Genomic DNA, 22,782 nt, shown 5'->3' with positions numbered 1-22,782 from the left:
AGTTTAGGAAGAGAAAAATTTAAATCATCATGAGGCACCGAACAGCTTTAGATATAAAAAGTTGTAATGGAAGGTGGAATGTATGGTGAAAACGAAGCAATCTGGAGAATTATTAGCAAAAGATGAAAAATACGTATGGCATGGAATGCGTCCGTATAGTCCAAGCAGTACAATGATTGGAACAAAGGCAGAGGGCTGCTGGGTGGAGGATAGTGAAGGAAAACGCTATCTAGATGGAATGAGCGGTCTTTGGTGTGTGAATAGTGGTTATGGAAGAAAAGAACTAGCTGATGCTGCGTATGAACAGTTACAAAAGCTTTCCTATTTTCCAATGTCACAATCACATGAGCCGGCAATTCAATTAGCAGAAAAATTAAATGAGTGGCTTGGTGGGGAATACGTTATTTTCTTCTCTAATAGTGGATCAGAAGCAAATGAGACAGCATTTAAAATTGCTCGTCAATATTATGCGTATAAAGGAGAACCGCATCGTTTTAAAGTTATGGCACGCTACCGCGGTTATCATGGAAATACAATGGCAGCAATGGCAGCAACAGGACAAGCACAGCGGAAATATCAATATGAGCCGTTAGCTACAGGGTTCTTACATGTCACACCGCCAGACTGTTACCGCATGCCAGGAATTGATGCAGAGGATATTTATGATGTGGAATGTGTAAAAGAAATTGATCGCGTGATGACGTGGGAATTGAGTGAAACGATAGCAGCATTTATTATGGAACCAATTATCACAGGCGGAGGTATTTTAATGCCGCCGCAAAATTATATGAAGGCTGTTCATGAAACGTGCAAAAAGCATGGGGCACTTCTTATTAGTGATGAGGTCATTTGTGGTTTTGGACGTACAGGAAAACCATTTGGATTCATGCATTATGATGTAAAACCAGATATTATTACGACGGCAAAAGGAATTACAAGTGGATATTTACCATTGTCCGTAACGGCAGTGAAAAAAGAAATTTATGAGGCGTTTCAAGGGGCGGGAGAATACGAGTTTTTCCGTCATATTAATACATTTGGCGGAAATCCAGCGGCTTGTGCATTAGCACTTAAAAATTTAGAAATTATGGAGAACGAAGGATTGATTGATCGTTCTGCTCAGATGGGATCTCTTCTATTAGAACAATTAAAAGAAGCGATTGGTCACCATCCATATGTAGGAGATATTCGCGGAAAGGGATTACTCATTGGAATTGAACTTGTAAACGATAAAGCGACGAAAGAGCCAATTGATGGGGACAAAATTGCAAGTGTTGTGAATGCTTGTAAAGAAAAAGGATTACTTATTGGCCGCAACGGTATGACGACAGCTGGTTATAATAACATTTTAACGTTAGCACCGCCGCTTGTAATTTCTAGCGAAGAAATTGCGTTTGTTGTAGAAACGGTGAAAGCGGCGATGGAACGTATTTGATAAAAGGTGAAGGCGGGCCAAAAGAACAAGGCTCGCTTTTTAGTTTGCTATTTATTGCAAAGAATACATACATGTATAATATATCTGTTACCCACAATAGCGAGATAAAGTGAAACTGTTGTCAACGGAGCAATAAAAAGTGTGATTAGGTTAATGAATTTGAAATGAACGGAGAAATAAATATGTTATTAAATCAACGTTTTACAATCGGCGAAATGGCGAAAATGCATAACATTCCTGAATCGACATTGCGTTATTATGATGAAAAAGGTATCTTTCATCCAGCAATTGTTGATTCACAAACGAATTATAGATACTATACGATTGATCAATTTTCAATGTTGGATACAATTAAATTTTTACGCCAGCTAAATATACCGTTAAAAGAAATTAAACGATATATAGATGAAAGAACGCCAGAATTTGCGTTGGACTTATTGGAAAAACAGGAAGAGATGTTACTGAAAAAACAAAGGGAAATTGAATATACGTTAGCAAAAATAAAACATAAAATTCGTTTAATGAAAGAAGCTGTGCAAACAGATACTCATACTGTCTTTTTTACAGAAATACCAAAGCGTAAAATTACGTCTTTACCTATTACTCCAAATGTAACGGATGACATGTTTGAATATTATATTCATTCACTTCAAAAAAATATGAAACAAGTAGATAGTAGTTTGTTTTCGGGTGATATAGGTGTTACTGTAGCAAAAGATGCATTATTACAACATGATTTTCAAGCGTACAATAGCGTATTCATTCTTCTTGATTACATGCCATTTCAAATTGCAACTTCTAATGTAATTGAAGAAGGGATATATGCGTGTGCGTATCATCATGGACCATACGAAGAAACCGATAAGACTTACAAAAGGCTGCTACTAGCTATTGAGAAGGATGGGTATGAAATATGTGGTGATGCAATTGAACTAGCCTTAATTGATTTGTCTGTAACGAGTAATCAAGAGGAGCAAGTGACAGAAATTCAAATCCCTGTGGTGAAAAAAAGATAAAGTGAAATTTTCATTAGTAGGGGCATCCCACACTTATCTTCTTCGTTTCTCAGAGAATTTTAAGTTTGGGGTCTTACTGCCTACAAATAACGGGGTAAAATAGTAAAACTTTCATTCATCATAAAATATATTTTTTACTTCTCTCTTGACCTTCAAGTAACTTGAAGGTTTACAATGTGAGCAGAGAGTCGTAAAGGAGAGTTTTGTTATGGAAGCAACTGAGAATTTAAGAGAAAAACCGATTAAAAGTTTATTTATTTCGTATTTAATTCCGGCGGTACTTGGAATGGTACTGATGTCGGTGAATATTATGATTGATGCAATTATGGTTAGCCGAGGTGTGGGTGCGAATGGTTTGGCAGGAGTGAATGTTGCCGTTCCCGCATTTTCCATCTTTTTCTCGATCTCATTATGGATTGGAATGGGCGGAGCAACAATGTATTCTATCGCTTTAGGAGAAAATAAAGTAGAGCGAGCACGTTCTATTTTCACGCAATCTATGACGGTAGCCGTTGCTATTGTTGGTGTGTTAATGATTGTTTGTTTATGGAAAATAGAAGATATAGCTTACTTATTTGGAGCAAATGATGTAATTTTACCGTATTCATTAGATTATCTCCATGTATTATTTACATTTGGAATGGTATATGTATTAGAAAATGTTTTGAGTACATTTATACGAAATGATGGAAATCCGAATTTAGCTATGGCAGGTTTAATTATCACAGCGGTATTAAACATTATATTTAATTATATTTTTATCTTCATTCTTGGCTGGGGTGTGACAGGATCAGCATCCGCTACAATTTTATCTGCAGCAATTGGCTTTCTTGTACTATTGAGTCATTTCTTTAGAAAAAACAGCATTTTAAAATGGACAAAACTAAAATTAGAGTGGCAAACAATAAAAGAAATTCTCGTGATTGGCTTTCCTAGCTTTACAACAGAAATAACAGCGGCGATTGTAACAATAGGTTTTAACGTTACTTTTATTCAATACGCTGGAGAGCAGGGCGTTGCATCATTTGCTATGGTAAACAGTATTCATGCCATGACGTTACTTTTATTCTTTGGAGTTGGGGCAGCACTACAACCTATCGCGAGCTTCCATTATGGTGCAAATTTATCGGAAAGGTTGAAAGAAGGGTTACAGCTTGCGGTAAAAACAGCTGTTGTACTCGGTGCTATCGCAACAATTATCGGTTTATTCTTTGGGAAATATCTTATCGGTTTATTTGACGTTCAATCTGAAGAATTATTAAATATGACTCTAATAGGAATCAGTTTATTCTTCACGCAATACGTATTTTTAGGTTATAACATTGTATATGGAGAGTATTTTCAATCCGTAAGACAAACAACAAAATCTGTTTTTATTATATTGAGCCGCGGGTTGTTGCTGATCATCCCTCTTCTGTGGGTGATGCCAAAATTATTTGGTGTAAATGGAATATGGCTTGTAATGCCTGTTGCGGAACTATTAACAGCATGTGTTGTATTTGTGATGAATCATTTTTCACATCCAGTTTCTATACAAAGATTGGAAGAGAAACATATAGCATAACGAAATCCCCTTAATGTGTTAAGGGGATTTTTTGTTTTGTTATTCATAAACAGAATTTCTACTTCAAAATTTTAAGCATCACTAATAGAAATCTCAGTATGCTCTATGTGAAAAAATGGTATTGTATACGTGATTCTATATTCCTATTTGGAGTAAGAATATTACTTTTAAAGGATTAATTGGGCCGAATTGGAAAAAAGACTACACAAGTAGTTGGAAGAATATTAAGATGAAAAAATAAAGAGAGGGGAGTATTTGTAGAAATGCTAAAAAGAAAAAAGTGGATAACGTATGGCATGATTCTTTTGATGATCGTAGTTGGTTATATGAGTATTTTACAATATATTATTTACAAGCATGGACATATGGAAGCGCCGAACGATGCAGATTATATGATTGTACTTGGTGCACGTGTGAAAGGAACAGAACCTTCTTATTCTCTGCAATATCGTATTGATAAAGCCGCGGAATATTTAAAAACACATCAACAAACAATTGTAATTGTATCTGGTGGTAAAGGAAAAGGAGAGGATATTTCCGAAGCTTTGGCTATGAAACGAGGATTGATAAAACAGGGGATTCAAGAAGAACGAATTATAATGGAAGATCGTTCTACAAATACAGATGAAAACATAAAATTCTCAAAATCTCTTATTCCAGCAAATAAGAAAAAAGGAATTATCGTAACGAACGATTTTCATATGTATCGTGCAAAAAAGATTGCTGAAAAACAAGGATTGCAGTTAGAGGGATTGTCTGCAAGAACACCAAAACCTATTATCATTCAATCTAATGTTCGAGAATATTTGGCAATTACAAAGTATTGGCTCATGGATCAAATATAACGAGAAATCTTACAAAACTGTAATTTAGCTGAAAGGTAAAACGATAGTTTCTAAAGTTTTGGAATGGCATAATAAAAGTAACAAAAACAACAAAACTTTAGAGGTGAATCGTATGAAAAGCAATAATATTTTATCTTCATTATGTTATTTTAGTATTTTCTTTGCACCGTTCTTATTTCCGATTATCGTCTTCTTTATTGCTGAAGGTGACGTGAAATATCATGCGAAAAAAGCACTATGGACGCACATAATTCCATTCATTATCTTATTTGGAGGCCTTGCTCTTTCGGGGGCAGTTGGTATTGGTATGGGAGAAGCTGCAAGTATTGGTGTTGGTATGATTGTAACGTATGTCATCTTTGCGGTTGTAGGAATTTATTACTGTGTTTGGAATATTGTCAAAGGTGTCAAGGTGTTGAAAGCAGCTTAATTACGTATGAAAGGATCAATCAAATAAGATTGATCCTTTTTATGTATCATTTTGTTATAAGCATATCGTTTGTCTGTATGCGAAAAATATGTTAATTATTGAGTATTCAGACCACAGGAGGCGGGATGTTATGAATGAAATTATACATAAAATGGAACAACACGTATCAGTCCGAAAATATAAGAAAGAGCTAATTCCAAAGAATATAATCGAAAGAATGATTGGAGCAGCACAGCATGCGGCATCATCACATTTTGTGCAAGCATATTCAGTTGTATATGTAACAGATGAAGCATTGAAAGAGCAACTAGCGGAGCTATCTGGAAATCGTCACGTGAAAAGCTGCGCGGCATTCTTTGTTTGCTGCGCAGATTTAAAGCGATTAGAAATCGCATGCGAGAAGCATGGAACAGAAATTAAATCTGATACAACAGAAAATTTTATTGTGGCAACGGTAGATGCTTCTCTCTTTGCTCAAAATTTAGCGCTTGCTGCTGAATCCCTTGGATACGGTATTTGTTATATTGGCGGAATTCGTAATAATCCAGAGCAAGTAAGTGAATTGTTACATTTACCAGAGAAAGTATATCCAGTCTTTGGAATGACAATTGGTGTACCAGATGAAAATCATGGAGTGAAACCTCGTTTACCAGTTGGAGCTATTGTACATGAAAATGTATATGATGAGAAAAAATATAATGAATTATTAGATGAATATGATCATACGACAAACCAGTATTATAAGGAAAGATTGGCAAATCAAAAGGATGTGACATGGACTGGTTCAATGAGTACGTTCATGTCGCAGGAGAAGCGATTGCATATGAAAGAGTTTTTAGTTAAAAAAGGATTTAATAAAAAATAATGTAGAAAAAGCGGCTACTACATATGCCGCTTTTTTAACGTATTTTGTAACCTTTCTACTGTTTACAAGCCTCTACATCAATCCCAGCAGCAATTAATTTCTTTTCCCCTTCTTGCTCAATAATCTGTTGTAATTTTGATAAGAACGAATCAAAATCTGTATGCTGTGCAACTTGGAATGTCATTTTATGTTCAATTGGAAGCCATGTATCAATGTCTGCCTCATTATGCTGGATTTTTACTTCTAGTTTATCTAGAGCGTTCGCTACTTTTGCTTCATATGTTTCTTTTTCTTCAAACTCCATCCATAGGTCATATAATTCTTCTCCAAGTGGACCTGATAGTGTATGTTTAATATTCAGGATTGCTTGTTGTTCGTTTTCTTGTTTTTTTCGCTTTAATTCTTCACTATTCATTGTATCAAACGCAGGAATATCACCAGCTTCAGCTTCGACCAAATCGTGAATAATCACCATTTTAAGTAACTTTTCTATGTTCACTTCTTTATCTAAATAAGGCTGAACGAGGATAGCCATAAGTGACATACGCCATGTATGCTCTGCCACACTCTCTTGACGGCCGTTAGAAAGCCAACTGTGCCGCATTTCATATTTGAGTTTTTCTGCTAGTGCAATGATCTTTAAAATATTATATTCCATATAAATCCTCCTCTATATATGTTAATCTTAATACGAAAATGAAATGTGTCAATTTATGGCTTTATATTTACAAAGTTTGATGAAATAGCAAGCAGTGGTGAACTACTAAAAATTCCAGCTGTTTCATCTGCACCAATTATATTTACAACAGATGGTCAAGATGTTACACAGCATTTGCATATTGTAACAGCTGAACATTTAGTAAAATAAATGAAGCGACACAGCAAAATATCGCGCGTCTACAAACAAAATCAGTTGATGCAAATATGAAAGCACGTCTTGTAAAGCATGAAGACAAGAGCTTTACAAAAATGGGGATACAATGCTGCAAATTAAGAAGGGCTGTTAGATAAGTATTAAAAAGGACGACTTTTAAAGTTGTCTTTTTTAATTTAAAATTCAGAATATTATTGACTCGATTGAATTTTCTTTTTATATTAGTAGGTATAATCATAACTACTAAAAAGGAATGAGATTGTGACAGAAGTAAATTGTATCAGTCAACTACCCATCATTTAAACGTTAACATGTTTTTACGTACGTGTTGTATTGTAAATTGAAGGAAACTGATTTTTATGGTCATGTATCATTCTTTGAATGATACATGGAGATTTCATAGAAGTGTTAAGATTCATTAGAGCGAATGGATAATATTGTGAAAGAGTTGTAAAAGTTTGGTTTTTCTCAATATGAATGCAACGCTTATATCGGTTTATCCCGCACTAACGGGCAGTAAGACTCCCACCTCAAGATTCTGAGAAAACAAAGAAGATAGGTGGAAGATAACTGCCCGTAAGAGCCTGATTGGTTCAACTAACCATCATTGGGGGATGAAGAAAAACCCCCAATGATGGAAGTTTCACTTTATTAGGTGAGCTGTTTTCTTACATAAGGGTGAAGGGGGAGTTAGGATGGAACGAGCAGCGGTATTAGAGTCGCAAGATGAAACGTTTATGCAGGGTGTGAAAGATTGTTTACCAACAGTTCTCGGTTATTTAAGCATTGGCGTTGCATCAGGTGTTATTGAGAAAACAGCTGGATTTTCAATAACAGAAATTGCACTTATTTCATTACTGATTTATGCTGGCTCGGCACAGTTTATTATGGCTGGAATGTTTGTAGCGGGTGCACCAGCTTCTACTATTATTTTTACCGTTTTCTTTGTAAATCTAAGACATTTTTTAATGAGTGCAGCATTAGCTCCATACTTAAAAAAAGCATCCGTTTGGAAAAATATAGTGATTGGCTCGCAAATTACTGATGAAACATTTGGCGTTGCAGCCCAGCATATAACAGGAAAACAATATGTAAGTGAAAAATGGATGCTCGGTTTAAATGTGACAGGTTATGTAAATTGGGTAATAGCAAATATCATTGGAGGCGTTTTGGGAGAGTGGATACCAGACCCACATACATACGGGATGGATTATGCACTTCCAGCGATGTTTATCGGGTTGTTTGTTTTACAACTTGTGAGCAGCCGTCCAAAGTTATTTGTTCATCTTTGCGTTGCCATTGCATCGATTATGATTGCATTTTTTGCTCATTTCTTTGTATCAAATAGTGTTGCTGTTATTGTTGCAACACTTGCAGCAACGACAATTGGGATGGTGATTGAAAAATGGAAGTAAGATGGGATGTATTACTTGTTGTACTCGGATCTGCAATCGTCACATTGCTTCCGAGAGTAGTGCCACTGCTTGTATTAAGTAAAGTAGAAATTCCAGAATGGGGGTTAAGATGGCTAAATTATATTCCAATTGCAATATTGGCTGCATTGTTAGCACAAACATTATTTATGAACGAAACCGTGCAAGTGGATTATTTATTAGCGGCTATTCCGACGTTCCTTGTTGCAATTTTTACACGGAGCTTATTAGGTGCAGTACTAACGGGAGTTATTGTAATGTTTTTATTACGTTTATTTCTCCCATTTTAATGGGGGGCTAAGAAAACGATTGGTAGGGCTTGATTAAAGAAAATCCTCACTGATGAAAGTTTCATTTTTTGTAACAAGGATTATCTCATATTGCATCGAACTTTGTAATATAACGATTACAAAAGGGGTGGTGCCATGTTTATTTTAACAATTGGTGTTGTTATGTTTACAATGTTTTTATTTTTTATTATTGGGCTTACAACATATACAATGTTTGTTCAAAAAGTGACGCCTCAAATTTACTACACACCGTTTGAATCAATTACTGCACAATCATCTGTAGAGTTTCATGAAGAGCAGGAAGATAAGGAAGAAAGTGCGGATGAGAGTAAGGATAAAGATAGATAAAAAGTAATTTTAGTTGAAGGGGAAAAGAAATGAAGAAGTCGAAGGTAGCTAATATTACTGCTATTATAACAATTTTTATCGTGCTAGGAATCTCTATTTTCTCACCTTACAATTATTTGAAACATGTTCATGCAGAAGGAATTTTGCATGAACAAGGAATAAAAGAAGAATTTGAAGATAAAAACGTACAGAGTGTTACATATAAAGGAGATAATACTTATATTGTCAAAACAGATACGAAGGAATATGTTGTAATTCAAGAATATTACACACTTATGAATTATAAATGGAAGATATATGTACTTGAGAAAACACGGGGATAAACGAAAAATAAACATAACAGAGGAGTAGGGCTACTTCTCTGTTATGTTTTGAAGAAAAGAATGTATCATCTGATACCCTTGATCCGCAGCCTCCTCGTTGTATTTTGGAGAAAATGGATCAAGAAATCCATGCTCCCCGTTAAGCTGCTTTATGTTTAGTAGCGGTTGCTCTTTACTTTGCAAACTATCAATCAAAGTAGAAACTGAAAAACTAGATTCGTTTGCAGGGAATAATAATAACGTAGGGCATGTCGGCACAATGTTTGTGTAATCACGAATACGTGAACCGTAGCATCCGATAACAAAATCAATTCTACGATCTTCACTACATAACCAAGCAATCGTTGCACCGACGCTAAACCCGAGAATCCCCACATGCATATAGTTATTTCGTAGTTCAGCGAGCATATCTTCAATATGTTGTATCCCCTGTTGAAATCCAACGTTCTTGAGAAAATGTGAATATGCCTCTGTTTCCTCATCGTAATGAAAAGGAGAGGAGCGATGTAATAAATTTGGACAAATAACATCTATAGTCGAAGAGGAAAATGTGTGAATGACATGCTTCATATGTTGGTTGATTCCATATATTTCGTGCAGAAGTAGAAGAGCAGTTTTCGGTTTTATCATTTACTATTCTCCTTTTGTAGCACGGTACTCTCTTTCAACAAGGCAAATTCTTGTATGGAAATGTTCATACCATTGTTCTCGTCCTCTTTTTCTAGCAATCGTATGGGCTGCATGTTCTTTCCATTGTTGAATAGCTTCAAGTGATTCCCAGTACGAAATGGTAATACCAAAGCCAGTTTCATCACGTACACTTTCAACATCGACAAATCCAGGTTGCTGCTTTGCAAACTTTACCATTTCATCCGCAACGATTTCATAATCATCTGTTTCAGTTGAGAGTTGAGAAGTGAAAATAACCGCGTAGTAGGGTGCTTTGTTCATTTTGTTTTCTCCTTGCTATAAATTTTTTCTTTTTAGTTTAACATGAAATCTGAATAGTGTGTCATTTAATACGTATTTTAATTTCATTTACCGTATTAGATTTAATATGAAAAAATTCATGAAAAACCAAGAATAGTCTCGTTAAATAAGCAGTAAGACATCTAAGCAAGGGATTAACTGCCTGTAAGTACGAGAAATATAAGAAATCCCACTTCAAAATAAAATGAAGTGGGATTTCTTATATTTCCTCTAAGCTGTTAACTGGAACAGTAAGTTCACGATTTGGGTTTGTTGCTTCGTATATGTGGGCTGTTTCATTTTTTTCGTCGACATGTTGAATTGTAACAGGCATACCTTGAAAAGTTACATTTGTTTGTTCCGTTGATTTTGAAATTTCTTTTGCTCTTTGAATGTTCATTTTTAAACTCCTCTCTGTGTCCGATTGGTTAACCATCAAGAGAGCTTCCACTAATGGAAGTTACGCTATACTACTATTTTGGCTCATGGTAAGGAATAATATACCAATTGATAGAGAGTTTAAAGTTTTTGAATCATTTGTAATGTTTCTTCAGTGAAAGAAGAAAACATAGGAGCGTGATATTCTTGAATAGCGTTGTGCGCTTGCTTTGCTTCATACAGAGCTTGTTCTTTATCCTGCAGGTGCATATAGCATAAAGCACGAAATGAGCCAGCTGTAGTCAATAATGCTTTGTCTATTGGATGATGCGAATAATTAGGGATTGTTACTTGTTGTAGAGCTTGTAATGCTTCATGATAACGTTCTAGACCATATAAGGCTTTGCCTTTTTCAAGATAATAAAAACCATCTTTTTGGGGACCTAGCACCTTTAAAGACTGTTCCCCGTATGCTTCAATGTGCGCAAGTGCAACTTCATATTGTTTTGTTAGCATATTATGAAAATGAGCTTGTAATATATGAAGAAGAGTTGTTGATACGGCGTTTTCTGTAAATAGAGCGAATTGCTCTGCTTTCTTTAAATAGTACAAGTAACCTTCTGTATCTTTAGCAAATGTGGCTTGATAGGACAAAACACGATAAAATTCATCCATCTTATAGTACACTTGATTTTTTTTAGAAAAAGCAATTGCTTGTAAAATAATATCTTTGCAGGCGTCATAATCTCCAATTGCTAATAAAATGATTGCTTCATCTAAAAAAAGTTCAATTTGCATAATTAAGTCCATCTCTAAATGTTTTTCTTTATATTCATCACGAATAGAATTGATTAATTGTAAACATTCATTATATTTTTTGTTGAGAAACAATAATCGAAAGAAGATGAGTTTTGTTTCTGTACTTTCGCGATATAAAGCATATTTTTTGAAAATTAACGTTGCTTTTTCAATATATGCATGGACATGATAATCTTTCATATGAAGTGCTGCTCTAGCGTATTGTTTATATAAACGTGCAGCATCTAGTGTAGATGGTAGCGCATCATGCACAATAGGATGAAGAATTTCGTATACATCTTTAAAACGCATATCTTGTATATGTTGCTCCATTTCTTGCACAAGAGTAGTAAATTCATTCGCTTCTTCTTCTAATAAAAAGCTTGCATCACAGCCGAGTTTATCAGCAAGATAATGTAACGTTTTCATGGAAGGAGTTGCCTTACCATTTTCAATTTGACTGAGCATACTTTTTGTAAGTTCTGTCCCAGCAAGTTCAGATTGGGTAAGTTTTTTTTCTTTTCGTAATGTCCGTATTTTTTCTCCGAGGGTAGCCATGGAACTTCTCCTTTTTTTAAAAAAAAGTTAAATAGAATTAAACTTTTTGTTGTCAAATTCAGAAAATTGATTATATAATAAGTTTAACACAATTTAACTTTTAAGAGGAGAGTGATGATGTGGAAGGTGTATTAGAAAAGCAAAATGATGCACGATTAAAAATTGCGACGCGAAATATTGTTTTGATGATGATTGGAAAATTATCATCAATGCTTGGGGCAAATATTTACACGTTTGCAATGGGGCTGTACGTTTTAAAAACGACAGGATCTGGCATGGGATTTGCTATTACACTTGTTTGTGGTTCTGTACCACGTATGATCTGCGGGCCAATCGCCGGAGCAGCAGCAGATCGAATTAACCGGAAATTGCTTGCTGTTGGAGCAGATATATTAAGTGCTCTTATTATGTTCACCATGTTTTTACTTTCAACTTCACTTGGACTTTCATTAATCTTCATCTATGTCTCCGCAGCACTGTTATCCATATGTGCAAGTTTTTTCTCTATTACTTTAACATCTTCTATTCCATCTTTAGTTGATACTACACGTATTCAAAAAGCGAATTCATTAAATCAATCAGCTACATCGCTTGCAACAATTTTAGGACCGATTATCGGTGGTCTTGTATACGGTTTATTTTCTATGAAATTCTTTTTTTTACTGAATGGTATTACATTTGCTTTTGCAGCGATAATAGAAGTATTTATGGTATTTGATTTGTATAAAGCAGACAAAAAAGAAGATAAGGATCATTTTTTAACGAGCATAAAAGAAGGTTTTGTATATGTGAAAGAGCAAAGTGACATATTTTCGATGCTGAAACTTTCACTTTGGCTTAATTTCTTTTTTTGTGCAGTTACGGTCTCACTTCCATATATTATCGTTCAAAAATTATCACTCTCCTCTCAGCAATTTGGAGTAATTGAAGGAATGTTTGCTGTTGGGATGTTAATCGCTTCTATTGTTTTATCTATTCGAGCAGAAACAACAAACAAGTTTCGGACGATTCGTAGGAACCTTTTCATACTGTCTGGATTATTGTTGTGCATTGTAGTACCAATGTTTCTTCCGTTATCTAAAACAATGGTTTTCATATATTACATTACACTTATGATCCTTTTTGGGGTAAATATCATCACGATTAATGTTCCATTACAAGTCTTTGTTCAAAAAACGACAGCACCAGAATATTTAGGGCGTGTATTCGGATTAATTGAAACAATTGCAACAGCAATTGTCCCTCTTGGAACACTTTTGTATGGTGTACTTTTGGACTATATACCAGCATCTACTGTTATGCTTATATCTACGTTTGGATTGTTTGTTGTTGTTTTTTTGGGAACGAAGCAATGGAAGAATGTACAAAAGCAGGAGGAAGTGTCTATATCTTAAAGAATAAGCAGTCATTGTTACAAAAAGATGAACTTCCTGCATTTGGATAAAAAAAGGAGTATACTAATATTATTATCCTATGATAAGGAAGTGTCGTTATGAGTACTGTTGGTGTTGTATATGGAGTTATTCTTTCTTCTATTTTTGTTTCTTTTACGGTAGGTGTAACGCGTTACATTCATAAGTGGAAAGAAGGGGTTGCAAAGTTAAATCATATTGAAGAAGAAGCAAGTGATTTCATGTTACATCACGGGAAATAAAGTGAAACTTCCATCAGTGGATGCTTTTCCCCACTGATGGAAAGCTCTCACCAATCGGGCTTTTACGGACAGTTATCATCCACCTATATTCTTCGCTTTTCTCTCAATCTTGAGGTGGTGGTCTTACTGTCCGTTAATTCGGGATAAAACATTACCTTTACAAAATCTACTGTTAATGGGATGTTTTTTAGAATAATTATAAATCCATAATTTTATTATGTAAACAAAAGTGTGGTGCGGAGTATCTTAGAAATACAAACATCACACTTTTTGTTATGTAATGTATTTTATTGTTATATTACAAAATTTATATAAATTTGGATAATTCCTTTCGTTATAGTTGTAGTAGTTATTATATAATTATGAAAAATGCAAAGGGGATAGGGGAATGACTAATATTTACTTTGTACGTCACGCACATTCTACATATACGCCAGATGAGAGAGAACGACCATTGTCTGAGAAAGGATGGCAAGCGGCAGAGAGTGTGATAGAAGTATTACAAAATGAATCGATAGATGTTGTGATTGCTAGTCCGTATAAAAGGGCTATTCAAACAGTAGAAGGGATTGCTGAACATTTCGACTTATCGATTGAGTTAGAGGAAGATTTAAGAGAACGTTTATTAAGTTTAGAGCCTATCGAAGATTTTGAGAAATCCATTACGAGAGTATGGGAGAATCCTTCTTTTCAGCTTGAAGGTGGAGAATCTAACGTTATTGCCCAGCAGCGCGGAGTTTCTTGCATGATGAAAATCTTGCAGAAATATAGAGGGAAAAATATTGTAATAGGAACACATGGGAATATTATGGTCCTTATTATGAATTATTTCGATTCCAAATATGATTTTTCATTTTGGAAAGGGCTTCATATGCCTGACATATATAAGCTGACATTTATAGAAGATCAGTTTATTCAAGTAAATCGACTTTGGAAGGAAGACATTGTAAAAAATGTGTGAAGATTGACGAAAAGGGCAGGAGATTATGTAACAGTTATAGAAATCAATGGCTGGAGTGAAAAAGTTTTTTAATAAAAGGGGGCTGTTCATATGTTCGAGAAAAACAATAGATTTTCATCCATGCCAGGAGAAGTTGTAGAAGTTCACAATGTGTATGAGATTTTACCACCTGACGGAACGATTATTGGTATGGCAACACCTGAGGAAATGGAAATTGCTGCAGAACTAGAACTAAAGCATTACGCTTTTTCACGTTTAATGGAAGCAAATATTCAATTAGACGGTGCCTCCTATAAAGAGATGTTAGAAGAGTTCGAAGAATATGAGAGAAAATCGATGGCTTTCTGGCGGGCACTGCATGAGCGTTTATCTGTGCCATGGGCATGGGTGTTACGCGTTGATGTTGCAAACGGCCCTATTCATGTAAACAATGGAAACTTGTTTTATGATGTAGAAGAGTTAGAAGAAGACTTTGAATAAGAAGAAGAGGAAAGCAGTATAGACACTGCTTTCCTTTTTCTATAAGTGTTGTATATTTTTAACTTGTTTTACTGCTTCAATTATAATATCGGGCCGATCTATTTCAATGGAGTGCCCCGATTTAGTAGCAACAACAAGCTGGCTTTGTTTTGAAAGTGTAGTTTGTTCATGAATGAGTTCTTGCCATACATTTTCTAATGCTTCTGCTTCTTCATAAGGAATACCATCTTGAATTGCTTGTTGTATAGAATGATGAGCATCTCTGCTAATAATTATTAATGGTATATCAGGGAATTGATTTAAGTCTTTTATTTTTTGTGCACAATCTTTCCAATGGATGATTTCTGATGCAACAGCTTTATAAAGAGATGGAGAGATTGTAAAAGCTAATAATCGTTTTTGTATTTTAATAGGTAATGTAGTTTGCGTAGCTGTTAGTTTTGGGGATACCTCTTGTTGTAATTGGACAGTGTCCATATTGGCATAGCATAAACATTTTTTTATCCATTTTTCATCTGAATCTGTTTTATCTAATGTGGGTAAGTTTAGTTCGTCCAAGCGATGCAGATTCATAGATGTTGAATCGATGAGAACAAGCGCAGCAACTTGTTCTGGATAGAGCATGGTAAAGTGCTGGGCACATAAACCTCCATAAGAATGCCCAACTAAAATAATCGGTTCTTGGATGTGTAAAACATGTAGCAATTCTCTTAATTCGTATGTGGTTTGAACGGTTGTACGGTCTTCCTCATTTAACTCACTTGTTCCGTAACCAGGTCGATGAAACAAAACAACTTTGTAGTATGCAGACAGTTCAGTTGCGATTCTTATCCAATTGTAAAGGGAACAAAACATACCTGTTTGAATCACAACAGTTTGCTTTCCTTGTCCCGTTATCAGTATTTCAACTTTTTTCCCGAAGACATCTACATGTGTAATCAAAATAAAGCCTCCTTAAGTTTGAAAAAACCTTTGACATATTAATAAAATACTCCATACTCCTATACCAAATAGAATAGAAATGCTAAGTGAAAATGAGTTGCGAAGGCCTAAATATACAATAAATAATAGTAAGGCTGATGCTGGAAAACCATACAAAACTCCTAGTGCAAAACGGCTTAATTCTTCCCGGGAGCCTCCTTCAACAGAAATCCAAAATAAACTGAGTAAACTGATTAATGGAAGTGCCGCAATGAAGCCGCCAAGTGTACTATAGTGCTTGGCAACCTCTGTAACTCCTCCAATAATAAGTGCAGAAACAATCACTTTAATGAGAAAAGACATCGTGAGCCTCCTTCGCTAATAATTCAAATGCCGATTGAATCAGCTTTTTTTCTTCTTTAGATAACTTCTCTCCTATTTGTTTTAGTTTTGCCTCATCGAGCAGTGTATGTGTAGCTAATGCTTGTTGTCCTGTTTCTGTTAGCTTTACAATTACAACTCGTTCATCTTGTTTACTGCGCTCTTTTACTACAAACCCTTTCTGAATTAACCGTTTAATATGTTCAGAAGCTGTGTTATGAGAGAGATGTAGTTCTGCGGCGATATGACTGATGGTTGGTGCTTCTTTTCGAGAAATCATTTGTAAAATACGAATGGCTTGGTGAGTTAAATTTTCTTCATATTCGTGACGGAGATAAAAATAAATTGTTTCCCAATGTTTATTTAATGTTAGCATGATTACAACTCCTTTTTTATATCGTATAATACGATATAATCGCTTGTAAAGATGTAAAAAGTTTTATTTATTAAATTTTTCTGTGAAAAAGTATCTTTTTTTTAGTAGATAATATAAGCTTATTTTAAAATAACAATGAAACGAGGGATGAGGATGGAAGCCGTACATACGTTTAAATGGACTGGTGATGAAAAAGCATATTTAAATGAGATTCATGTAGAAACGCTAGGTCCTCTTTCTATCGGATTATATGGTGGAAATACAGAAGCTGGTGCAAGCAAAAGTAAAAATGCTGTGCTTGCTTGGTGTGATCCACAAGGAACATGGGAATTTGTTATGATTTTTGATGCACAAAGTACTATCGACAGAGCAAAGCATATTATAGATATAATTTGTAAAAGAAAAGAGAAGTTATTACAGCTTTTCACTTATCCTTCTCATCTAGTTTTTCATCATACGCATATGTATTTATTATCGCTCTTTACAGATGAAAAATTTATTGAAGAAAGTGAACGAATACAAGGACAAACATCATGCCTTATTTGTCTTCGGAAGGGGAACTTTCTGTATTGGTTGTCAGTAGGGGAATGTTTTGTCTACTTATTTCACCCAAGACTATTACAATGTGACCAGGGGCGTTTGAATAAACGGCAATGTTATGAGAGGATTGGCAGAAAGAATATTTTTTCAGCAGCAACACCTTGTTTTACGTCGGGGGTTCGTGAATTACAAGAAGGAACCAATCACCTTGTGATGGCAACAGATGGGATTGTTGAATGTGGTGAACGGATATTTGAAGACGATTATCTATTATATCAATCGTTACATGCGGAAGATGCCCTTCATATTGGACAAATACTTGACAAGGTAGATTCTTGGAAAGAAGCAAAAAGTGTCACAATTATTGGTTGGTCCGTTGATATAGAAAATATAGATTGGACCTGTGAGGGTGATGAAAGCAGATATGATAAAAAATAGAAGTAATATGTAAAACATACCGCACAGAAATACATTTTTCTATGCGGTATGTTTTATTTTCAAGAAACACTATTAAAGAAAGAGTTTAGAAGGCTGGATGGAATGTTAATATTTGATGTAATCATTCCGGATATAAGAAGTAGAATGTTCAAAAAAAAAGATCTCAAAAAGTGTCATGAGATCTTTTTTTTTGCATATATATGTATAATGTGGCCACAAAGCGGTAGTATAATCTCACTTCCTAAAAATCTATTTTAAAGCAGGTAAAGGTTATTATAGGGAAATTGCCGAAAGGAGTTTTGAAGAAAGAATGAGTTATGGGCTCCGTTATGCTGTAGAACAAAGGAAAAAGCAATTGATTGAGAAGTTAATTGATGTAGGTGTATACAAAGTATTAAATAAACAATTATATGAATTATCACTAGATGAATTAGAAAAAGAATATAATGATATCTTAAAATATGAAGATGTACGCGCGTAGTTTATTACCTTACAGTTCAGAAGAATTCAAGGTGATAGGTATGGTTAACCATCAGTGGGGGATGAAAAAAACCTCCACTGATGGAAGTTTCACTTTATAAAAATCCCCTTTCACAGTAAGTATTATCAAGAACTAAATTATAAAAAGCTTTAAAAATAAAGGAGAACACATATTAGTCATATATAATATGTGTTCTCCTTTTATCTAGTATTAAACAAAAGCACCCGATAGTTTAAGTGTAAACCTTCACAATGTTGTATAAAAAAATTCTCCCTCATTACCAAGGAAGTTTTTGTGTTATTCCTCTAAACTAGGCAAGTTTATTTCCACTGCACCCCTATTTTAACCCTTATTTACCTTAAACATGGACAAGAGTACTGTTCACTTATATTTAATTGAGTATATTATAAAGAACCAATTTATAAATGTTTAAGGAGTTGAAGAGTATTGTCTTTTCCGAACATCCTGAACATCTCGCCTACCATTGTGGGTTTGAAATAAAGTCACGATGTTTGTAAGAATGACGCGAAGCTTTGAACAAAGTTGCGATGTTTATAAAAATGATGCGATGCTTTATCGCTTTGATCGAAGAATTTTAAATGAATTTGGATTTTTTATTACATGAATTGTCCATTCAAAAAGAAAAGAATCCATTTTGATTAATATTCTTTTTGAATGGATTCTTTTGCTTATTGTACAGTTAGCTTTCTTTAAATGGATTGTGATTTTGAATAAAATCTTGTTTTCACTTTTTGATCAAACTTTGTTTTAATGCCACACAATTTAGGATTAAGATTTTTATGGAGGGGAAGTGTAAAGAAAGAAGGAATATACATTGTTGATTCTAAAGAAGTAGTTAGCAGTAATTTCAGATGAAGATGATTGTGATATTGCATTCCATAAAAAAGAATGTTACTCTAAAAATAGAATTATGAGAGGACTGATGGATGAATAATGATTAACTAATCTATATTTTAATTTGAAATTAATAACTTCAAACTACAAAATATAGGGTTAGTCTATCCATTTTTATTAATCAGTTCATACTTTATTTGTCATGATTCCAATGATTAATAAGAACTTATTAAGTATAAGTGAAATACTAATCCTTCCGATTACAAATTGGGAGGATTTTTTTATTCTCTTATAGGTAAGTTGATATTTATTAATCCGTAACTGTAACCTAACAAATAAAGGAGAGAGAAAAATGAGTAATTCAGACACTATTGTTACACATGTAATGCTCTATATAAGTCGTTAATATCCATCAAACTTATATGGAGGAATTAAAAAATTGATGGATATTCCGACTTTATATGAAAAGTGTTGATATATAAAGGAGGAATTATTATGTCAATGATAAAAGTTCAAGACTTAACTTTTTCATACCCAGGTAGCTTTGATAATATTTTTGAAGGTGTAAACTTTCAAATAGATACGGATTGGAAACTAGGGTTTATTGGTAGAAACGGACGAGGTAAAACGACATTTTTTAATTTATTATTAGGTAATTATGAGTATAGTGGGAAAATCACTTCTTCGGTAGAATTTAATTATTTCCCTTACCCAGTTTCGGATAAGAACAAGTTCACTCATGAAATCCTTGAAGAAATTTGTCCCCAAGCAGAAGATTGGGAATTTCTGCGTGAAATATCCTATTTAAATGTTGATGCCGAGGCCATGTATCGACCATTTAAAACATTATCAAATGGAGAACAAACAAAGGTGTTGCTTGCTGCACTGTTTTTGAATGAGGGTCAATTTCTATTAATTGATGAGCCAACAAATCATCTAGACACTGATGCACGAAAGATGGTCTCTGATTATCTAAGGAAGAAAAAAGGGTTTATTTTGATTTCACATGACAGAATCTTTTTAGATGGATGCGTTGACCATATCTTATCTATAAATAGAGCAAATATTGAAGTTCAAAGTGGTAACTATTCTTCTTGGAAGTTAAATTTTGATAGACAGCAGGAACACGAAGAGGCTACAAATGAGCGTCTACAAAAAGATATAGGGAGATTAAAACAGTCTTCAAAGCGTTCAACAGATTGGTCTCATCAAGTGGAAGCTTCCAAAAATGGAACAAGGAATTCAGGATCTAAGTTAGATAAGGGTTTTGTAGGACATAAAGCGGCCAAGATGATGAAGAGAGCGAAGAACCTTGAATCAAGGCAACAAAAAGCTATTGAAGAAAAGTCAAAATTACTAAAAAATGTGGAGAAAACTGAGTCGTTAAAATTAGAACAATTGAAATTTCAGTCAAATGAATTGGTTGTTTTGGCTGATGTGTCTGTTAAGTATGATGACCAAATAGTAAATGAACCCATTCGCTTCATAGTTGAACAAGGGGATCGAATTGTACTTGATGGAAAGAATGGAAGCGGGAAAAGTAGTATCCTAAAACTAATTCTAGGACATCCAATACAGCATACAGGCTCAGTTAATTTAGGTTCAGGACTCATCATTTCCTATGTCCAACAAGATACTTCTCATTTGAAGGGATCGTTATCGGACTTTATTGAAGAGCACGAGATTGATGAGACGTTATTTAAATCCATCCTACGTAAGATGGATTTTGACCGAATTCAATTTGAGAAAGATATATCTCATTATTCTGGTGGACAAAAGAAAAAGCTGCTTATCGCTAAAAGTTTATGTGAAAAAGCTCATTTATATATATGGGATGAACCATTAAATTTTATTGATATTTATTCGCGTATGCAGATTGAAGAGCTTATTCAACAATTTAATCCCACAATGGTTATTGTTGAGCATGATAAGGCATTTCAACAAACAGTTGCAACAAAAACTATATCTATATAGTTCAAAGTGAATGATTAAAGATATAATCAGTAAATTAAGTCATTAAACTATAGGTCGCTTTAATGGAGTGATGAAAAAAGCCTAATTTCTCTACAATAAATTGAGAAATTAGGCTTTTTAATAGGAAAAGTAGGATACATATTAACAGAATGCACTCGTAAATGGAGGGATAGGGTCATGGAACATATCCCAGTCTTCATACATTTCTTGTTCAGTTAATAAGCAGTGGTCTAAAGATTGTTCTATTTCTTCTCTATTCATATCAATACCGATAAAGACTAATTCTGTAATTCGGTCTCCGTATGTGTCATCCCAACGGTTTAAAATGTCTGGGTCTTCTGAAATAAATTGTTGCTGTTCTTCTTTTGAAGTAGCTGCAATCCATTCACCGGCTCCTTGAATCGTAATAGATGAACCAGCTTGAGAGAGAAGTCCGATGATATTATTGCGGGAAGCAAGCCAGAAGAAGCCTTTCGCCCTTACGACGTCAAGTGGCCAGTTTTCAAGCCATTTCATTAATCTTTCAGGTTGGAACGGGCGCTTACGACGGAATACAAATGATGAAATGTTATACTCGTCTGTCTCAGGTGTGTGTTCGTTATTTAATTCTTTAATCCATCCAGCTGCTTGACTTGCTTTTTCATAGTCAAATAGATTCGTATTTAAGATTGTGTATAACGGCACTTGCGAATAAACTGCTTCAATAATACGAGCTTCCGGATTTAACTTTTGTAATAGTTTGTGAAGTTCTGTAATATCATCCTGCTCTAGCATATCGGTTTTGTTTAAAATAATTACATTTGCAAATTCAATTTGATCAATGAGTAAATCAATCACTTCGCGTGTATCTGTCTCATCAATTGCTTCTTGGCGATCTAATAAACTTTCACCGGAAGCATAATCATCCCAGAAGCGATTCGCATCTACGACAGTAACCATCGTATCTAAACGACATGTATTTGATAAGTTGATTGCTAATTCTTCGTCCATATATGTGAATGTTTGTGCAACCGGAATAGGCTCACTAATACCTGAAGATTCGATGACAATATAATCAATATCTCCAGATTCTACAAGACGTTTCACTTCTATAATTAAATCTTCACGTAATGTACAGCAAATACATCCATTTTGAATTTCAACAAGTTTTTCCTCTGTTCTAGAAAAACCACCTTGTTTAACAAGTGCAGCATCAATGTTAATTTCGCTCATGTCATTAACAATGACAGCTACTTTCATTCCATCGCGATTTGTAAGTATATGATTTAGTAATGTTGTTTTTCCAGATCCTAAGTAACCGCTTAATACTGTAACGGGAATTTTTTTCATATAAAGACTCTCCTTTTTAAATCGTAATAATTACGTTTTATTTCTTGTTATATCTTAAAAGATGAAAAAGAAAATTGCAATAGTAAATCATAATGATTACGATTTGAGAGTAAGATATAGTAAGTGTGTTGCGGATGAAACATGTCATAGAAAAAGAGGACAAGCATATGTTTACAATAAAGAGGAGCTTCTATCGGAAAGGATTTTATCTCGCTCTAACGGGCAGTAAAATCTTAATCTCAAGATTCTGAGAAAGCAAAGAAGTT

Annotated in this window: 26 protein-coding genes and 1 pseudogene; 18 read left to right on the top strand and 9 right to left on the bottom strand. The window is 34.4% G+C overall.

Features of this window, described 5'->3' with window-relative positions:
- Positions 1–82: 82 nt before the first annotated feature.
- The 6 genes from ACTDJC_RS08535 to nfsA all read left to right on the top strand — a co-directional run bounded on the left by ACTDJC_RS08535 (position 83) and on the right by nfsA (position 6,155).
- Positions 83–1,435: an aspartate aminotransferase family protein gene (locus ACTDJC_RS08535; RefSeq protein WP_440603154.1), complete on the top strand. Its 1,353-nt coding sequence runs from the start codon at positions 83–85 to the stop codon at positions 1,433–1,435.
- Between the two features lie 182 nt (positions 1,436–1,617).
- Entirely contained in the window at positions 1,618–2,451 is an 834-nt protein-coding gene (locus ACTDJC_RS08530; RefSeq protein WP_440603153.1) for a MerR family transcriptional regulator, read from the top strand.
- 208 nt (positions 2,452–2,659) lie between these two features.
- Positions 2,660–4,015, top strand: coding sequence for an MATE family efflux transporter (locus ACTDJC_RS08525; protein WP_440603152.1), 1,356 nt, complete (start codon positions 2,660–2,662; stop codon positions 4,013–4,015).
- Between the two features lie 263 nt (positions 4,016–4,278).
- Complete coding sequence (locus ACTDJC_RS08520; protein ID WP_440603151.1) at positions 4,279–4,860, top strand: YdcF family protein; 582 nt, start codon at positions 4,279–4,281, stop codon at positions 4,858–4,860.
- Between the two features lie 112 nt (positions 4,861–4,972).
- Positions 4,973–5,290: a DUF4870 domain-containing protein gene (locus tag ACTDJC_RS08515; RefSeq protein WP_253629154.1), complete on the top strand. Its 318-nt coding sequence runs from the start codon at positions 4,973–4,975 to the stop codon at positions 5,288–5,290.
- A gap of 130 nt (positions 5,291–5,420) precedes the next feature.
- Complete coding sequence (gene nfsA, locus ACTDJC_RS08510) at positions 5,421–6,155, top strand: oxygen-insensitive NADPH nitroreductase (protein ID WP_440603150.1); 735 nt, start codon at positions 5,421–5,423, stop codon at positions 6,153–6,155.
- A 55-nt stretch (positions 6,156–6,210) separates the two neighbouring features.
- Here nfsA and ACTDJC_RS08505 read toward each other — a convergent pair whose 3' ends face one another.
- Complete coding sequence (locus ACTDJC_RS08505; protein ID WP_440603149.1) at positions 6,211–6,813, bottom strand: HD domain-containing protein; 603 nt, start codon at positions 6,811–6,813, stop codon at positions 6,211–6,213.
- Between the two features lie 57 nt (positions 6,814–6,870).
- On the opposite strand from ACTDJC_RS08505, the pseudogene flhF reads away from it, so the two are divergent.
- The 5 genes and pseudogenes from flhF to ACTDJC_RS08480 all read left to right on the top strand — a co-directional run.
- Positions 6,871–7,023 (top strand): annotated as a pseudogene (flhF, locus tag ACTDJC_RS08500) (flagellar biosynthesis protein FlhF); the annotation flags it as partial.
- Between the two features lie 701 nt (positions 7,024–7,724).
- A complete protein-coding gene (locus ACTDJC_RS08495) occupies positions 7,725–8,444 on the top strand; it encodes an AzlC family ABC transporter permease (protein ID WP_440603148.1) in 720 nt (239 codons plus the stop codon).
- On the top strand, positions 8,435–8,752 hold the full coding sequence (locus ACTDJC_RS08490; protein ID WP_098310373.1) for an AzlD domain-containing protein: 318 nt from the start codon (positions 8,435–8,437) through the stop codon (positions 8,750–8,752). The genes ACTDJC_RS08495 and ACTDJC_RS08490 overlap by 10 nt, the downstream gene beginning before the upstream one ends.
- 135 nt (positions 8,753–8,887) lie before the next feature.
- On the top strand, positions 8,888–9,100 hold the full coding sequence (locus ACTDJC_RS08485; RefSeq protein WP_098310372.1) for a DUF3951 domain-containing protein: 213 nt from the start codon (positions 8,888–8,890) through the stop codon (positions 9,098–9,100).
- A 29-nt stretch (positions 9,101–9,129) separates the two neighbouring features.
- On the top strand, positions 9,130–9,423 hold the full coding sequence (locus ACTDJC_RS08480) for a hypothetical protein (protein ID WP_098310371.1): 294 nt from the start codon (positions 9,130–9,132) through the stop codon (positions 9,421–9,423).
- Between the two features lie 30 nt (positions 9,424–9,453).
- On the opposite strand, the gene ACTDJC_RS08475 is transcribed toward ACTDJC_RS08480, so the two are convergent.
- The 4 genes from ACTDJC_RS08475 to ACTDJC_RS08460 all read right to left on the bottom strand — a co-directional run bounded on the left by ACTDJC_RS08475 (position 9,454) and on the right by ACTDJC_RS08460 (position 12,126).
- Complete coding sequence (locus ACTDJC_RS08475) at positions 9,454–10,050, bottom strand: dienelactone hydrolase family protein (protein WP_440603465.1); 597 nt, start codon at positions 10,048–10,050, stop codon at positions 9,454–9,456.
- 6 nt (positions 10,051–10,056) lie between these two features.
- A complete protein-coding gene (locus ACTDJC_RS08470) occupies positions 10,057–10,374 on the bottom strand; it encodes an antibiotic biosynthesis monooxygenase family protein (RefSeq protein ID WP_440603147.1) in 318 nt (105 codons plus the stop codon).
- Between the two features lie 238 nt (positions 10,375–10,612).
- On the bottom strand, positions 10,613–10,792 hold the full coding sequence (locus ACTDJC_RS08465; protein WP_098310369.1) for an H-type small acid-soluble spore protein: 180 nt from the start codon (positions 10,790–10,792) through the stop codon (positions 10,613–10,615).
- 119 nt (positions 10,793–10,911) lie between these two features.
- Positions 10,912–12,126 (bottom strand): helix-turn-helix domain-containing protein, encoded by a 1,215-nt coding sequence (locus ACTDJC_RS08460; protein WP_440603146.1) that lies wholly within the window; start codon positions 12,124–12,126, stop codon positions 10,912–10,914.
- Between the two features lie 119 nt (positions 12,127–12,245).
- On the opposite strand from ACTDJC_RS08460, the gene ACTDJC_RS08455 reads away from it, so the two are divergent.
- The 4 genes from ACTDJC_RS08455 to ACTDJC_RS08440 all read left to right on the top strand — a co-directional run bounded on the left by ACTDJC_RS08455 (position 12,246) and on the right by ACTDJC_RS08440 (position 15,221).
- A complete protein-coding gene (locus ACTDJC_RS08455; protein ID WP_440603145.1) occupies positions 12,246–13,520 on the top strand; it encodes an MFS transporter in 1,275 nt (424 codons plus the stop codon).
- 98 nt (positions 13,521–13,618) lie between these two features.
- The gene (locus ACTDJC_RS08450) at positions 13,619–13,780 is read left to right on the top strand and encodes a peptidase (protein WP_154709674.1); all 162 of its coding nucleotides are present in this window, start codon (positions 13,619–13,621) and stop codon (positions 13,778–13,780) included.
- A gap of 388 nt (positions 13,781–14,168) precedes the next feature.
- A complete protein-coding gene (locus ACTDJC_RS08445) occupies positions 14,169–14,741 on the top strand; it encodes a histidine phosphatase family protein (RefSeq protein WP_440603144.1) in 573 nt (190 codons plus the stop codon).
- A 90-nt stretch (positions 14,742–14,831) separates the two neighbouring features.
- Positions 14,832–15,221, top strand: a complete 390-nt coding sequence (locus ACTDJC_RS08440) for a hypothetical protein (protein ID WP_098310365.1) — start codon at positions 14,832–14,834, stop codon at positions 15,219–15,221.
- Between the two features lie 39 nt (positions 15,222–15,260).
- On the opposite strand, the gene ACTDJC_RS08435 is transcribed toward ACTDJC_RS08440, so the two are convergent.
- The 3 genes from ACTDJC_RS08435 to ACTDJC_RS08425 are packed head-to-tail and all read right to left on the bottom strand — an operon-like array spanning position 15,261 to position 16,899.
- Entirely contained in the window at positions 15,261–16,163 is a 903-nt protein-coding gene (locus ACTDJC_RS08435; RefSeq protein ID WP_440603143.1) for an alpha/beta fold hydrolase, read from the bottom strand.
- A 12-nt stretch (positions 16,164–16,175) separates the two neighbouring features.
- Positions 16,176–16,505: a DUF3147 family protein gene (locus tag ACTDJC_RS08430; RefSeq protein WP_253629160.1), complete on the bottom strand. Its 330-nt coding sequence runs from the start codon at positions 16,503–16,505 to the stop codon at positions 16,176–16,178.
- Positions 16,489–16,899 carry a MarR family winged helix-turn-helix transcriptional regulator gene (locus tag ACTDJC_RS08425; RefSeq protein WP_098310362.1) on the bottom strand — a complete coding sequence of 137 codons (411 nt, stop codon included), beginning with the start codon at positions 16,897–16,899 and terminating at the stop codon, positions 16,489–16,491. Before ACTDJC_RS08425 ends, ACTDJC_RS08430 begins: the two co-directional genes overlap by 17 nt.
- A 153-nt stretch (positions 16,900–17,052) precedes the next feature.
- On the opposite strand from ACTDJC_RS08425, the gene ACTDJC_RS08420 reads away from it, so the two are divergent.
- The 3 genes from ACTDJC_RS08420 to ACTDJC_RS08410 all read left to right on the top strand — a co-directional run bounded on the left by ACTDJC_RS08420 (position 17,053) and on the right by ACTDJC_RS08410 (position 21,187).
- The gene (locus ACTDJC_RS08420; protein ID WP_098310361.1) at positions 17,053–17,877 is read left to right on the top strand and encodes a hypothetical protein; all 825 of its coding nucleotides are present in this window, start codon (positions 17,053–17,055) and stop codon (positions 17,875–17,877) included.
- A gap of 310 nt (positions 17,878–18,187) precedes the next feature.
- Positions 18,188–18,358 carry a Fur-regulated basic protein FbpA gene (locus ACTDJC_RS08415; protein WP_098310360.1) on the top strand — a complete coding sequence of 57 codons (171 nt, stop codon included), beginning with the start codon at positions 18,188–18,190 and terminating at the stop codon, positions 18,356–18,358.
- A 1,350-nt stretch (positions 18,359–19,708) separates the two neighbouring features.
- Positions 19,709–21,187, top strand: a complete 1,479-nt coding sequence (locus ACTDJC_RS08410; RefSeq protein ID WP_440603142.1) for an Lsa family ABC-F type ribosomal protection protein — start codon at positions 19,709–19,711, stop codon at positions 21,185–21,187.
- Between the two features lie 141 nt (positions 21,188–21,328).
- Here ACTDJC_RS08410 and ACTDJC_RS08405 read toward each other — a convergent pair whose 3' ends face one another.
- The gene (locus ACTDJC_RS08405) at positions 21,329–22,516 is read right to left on the bottom strand and encodes a GTP-binding protein (RefSeq protein ID WP_098310358.1); all 1,188 of its coding nucleotides are present in this window, start codon (positions 22,514–22,516) and stop codon (positions 21,329–21,331) included.
- Positions 22,517–22,782 lie beyond the last annotated feature (266 nt).

The organism is Bacillus sp. GB_SG_008, assembly GCF_052038115.1.
Taxonomy (GTDB): domain Bacteria; phylum Bacillota; class Bacilli; order Bacillales; family Bacillaceae_G; genus Bacillus_A; species Bacillus_A rhizoplanae.
The sequence above is the reverse complement of the archived record's forward strand: the minus strand, read 5'-3'. Positions and strand labels throughout refer to the sequence as shown.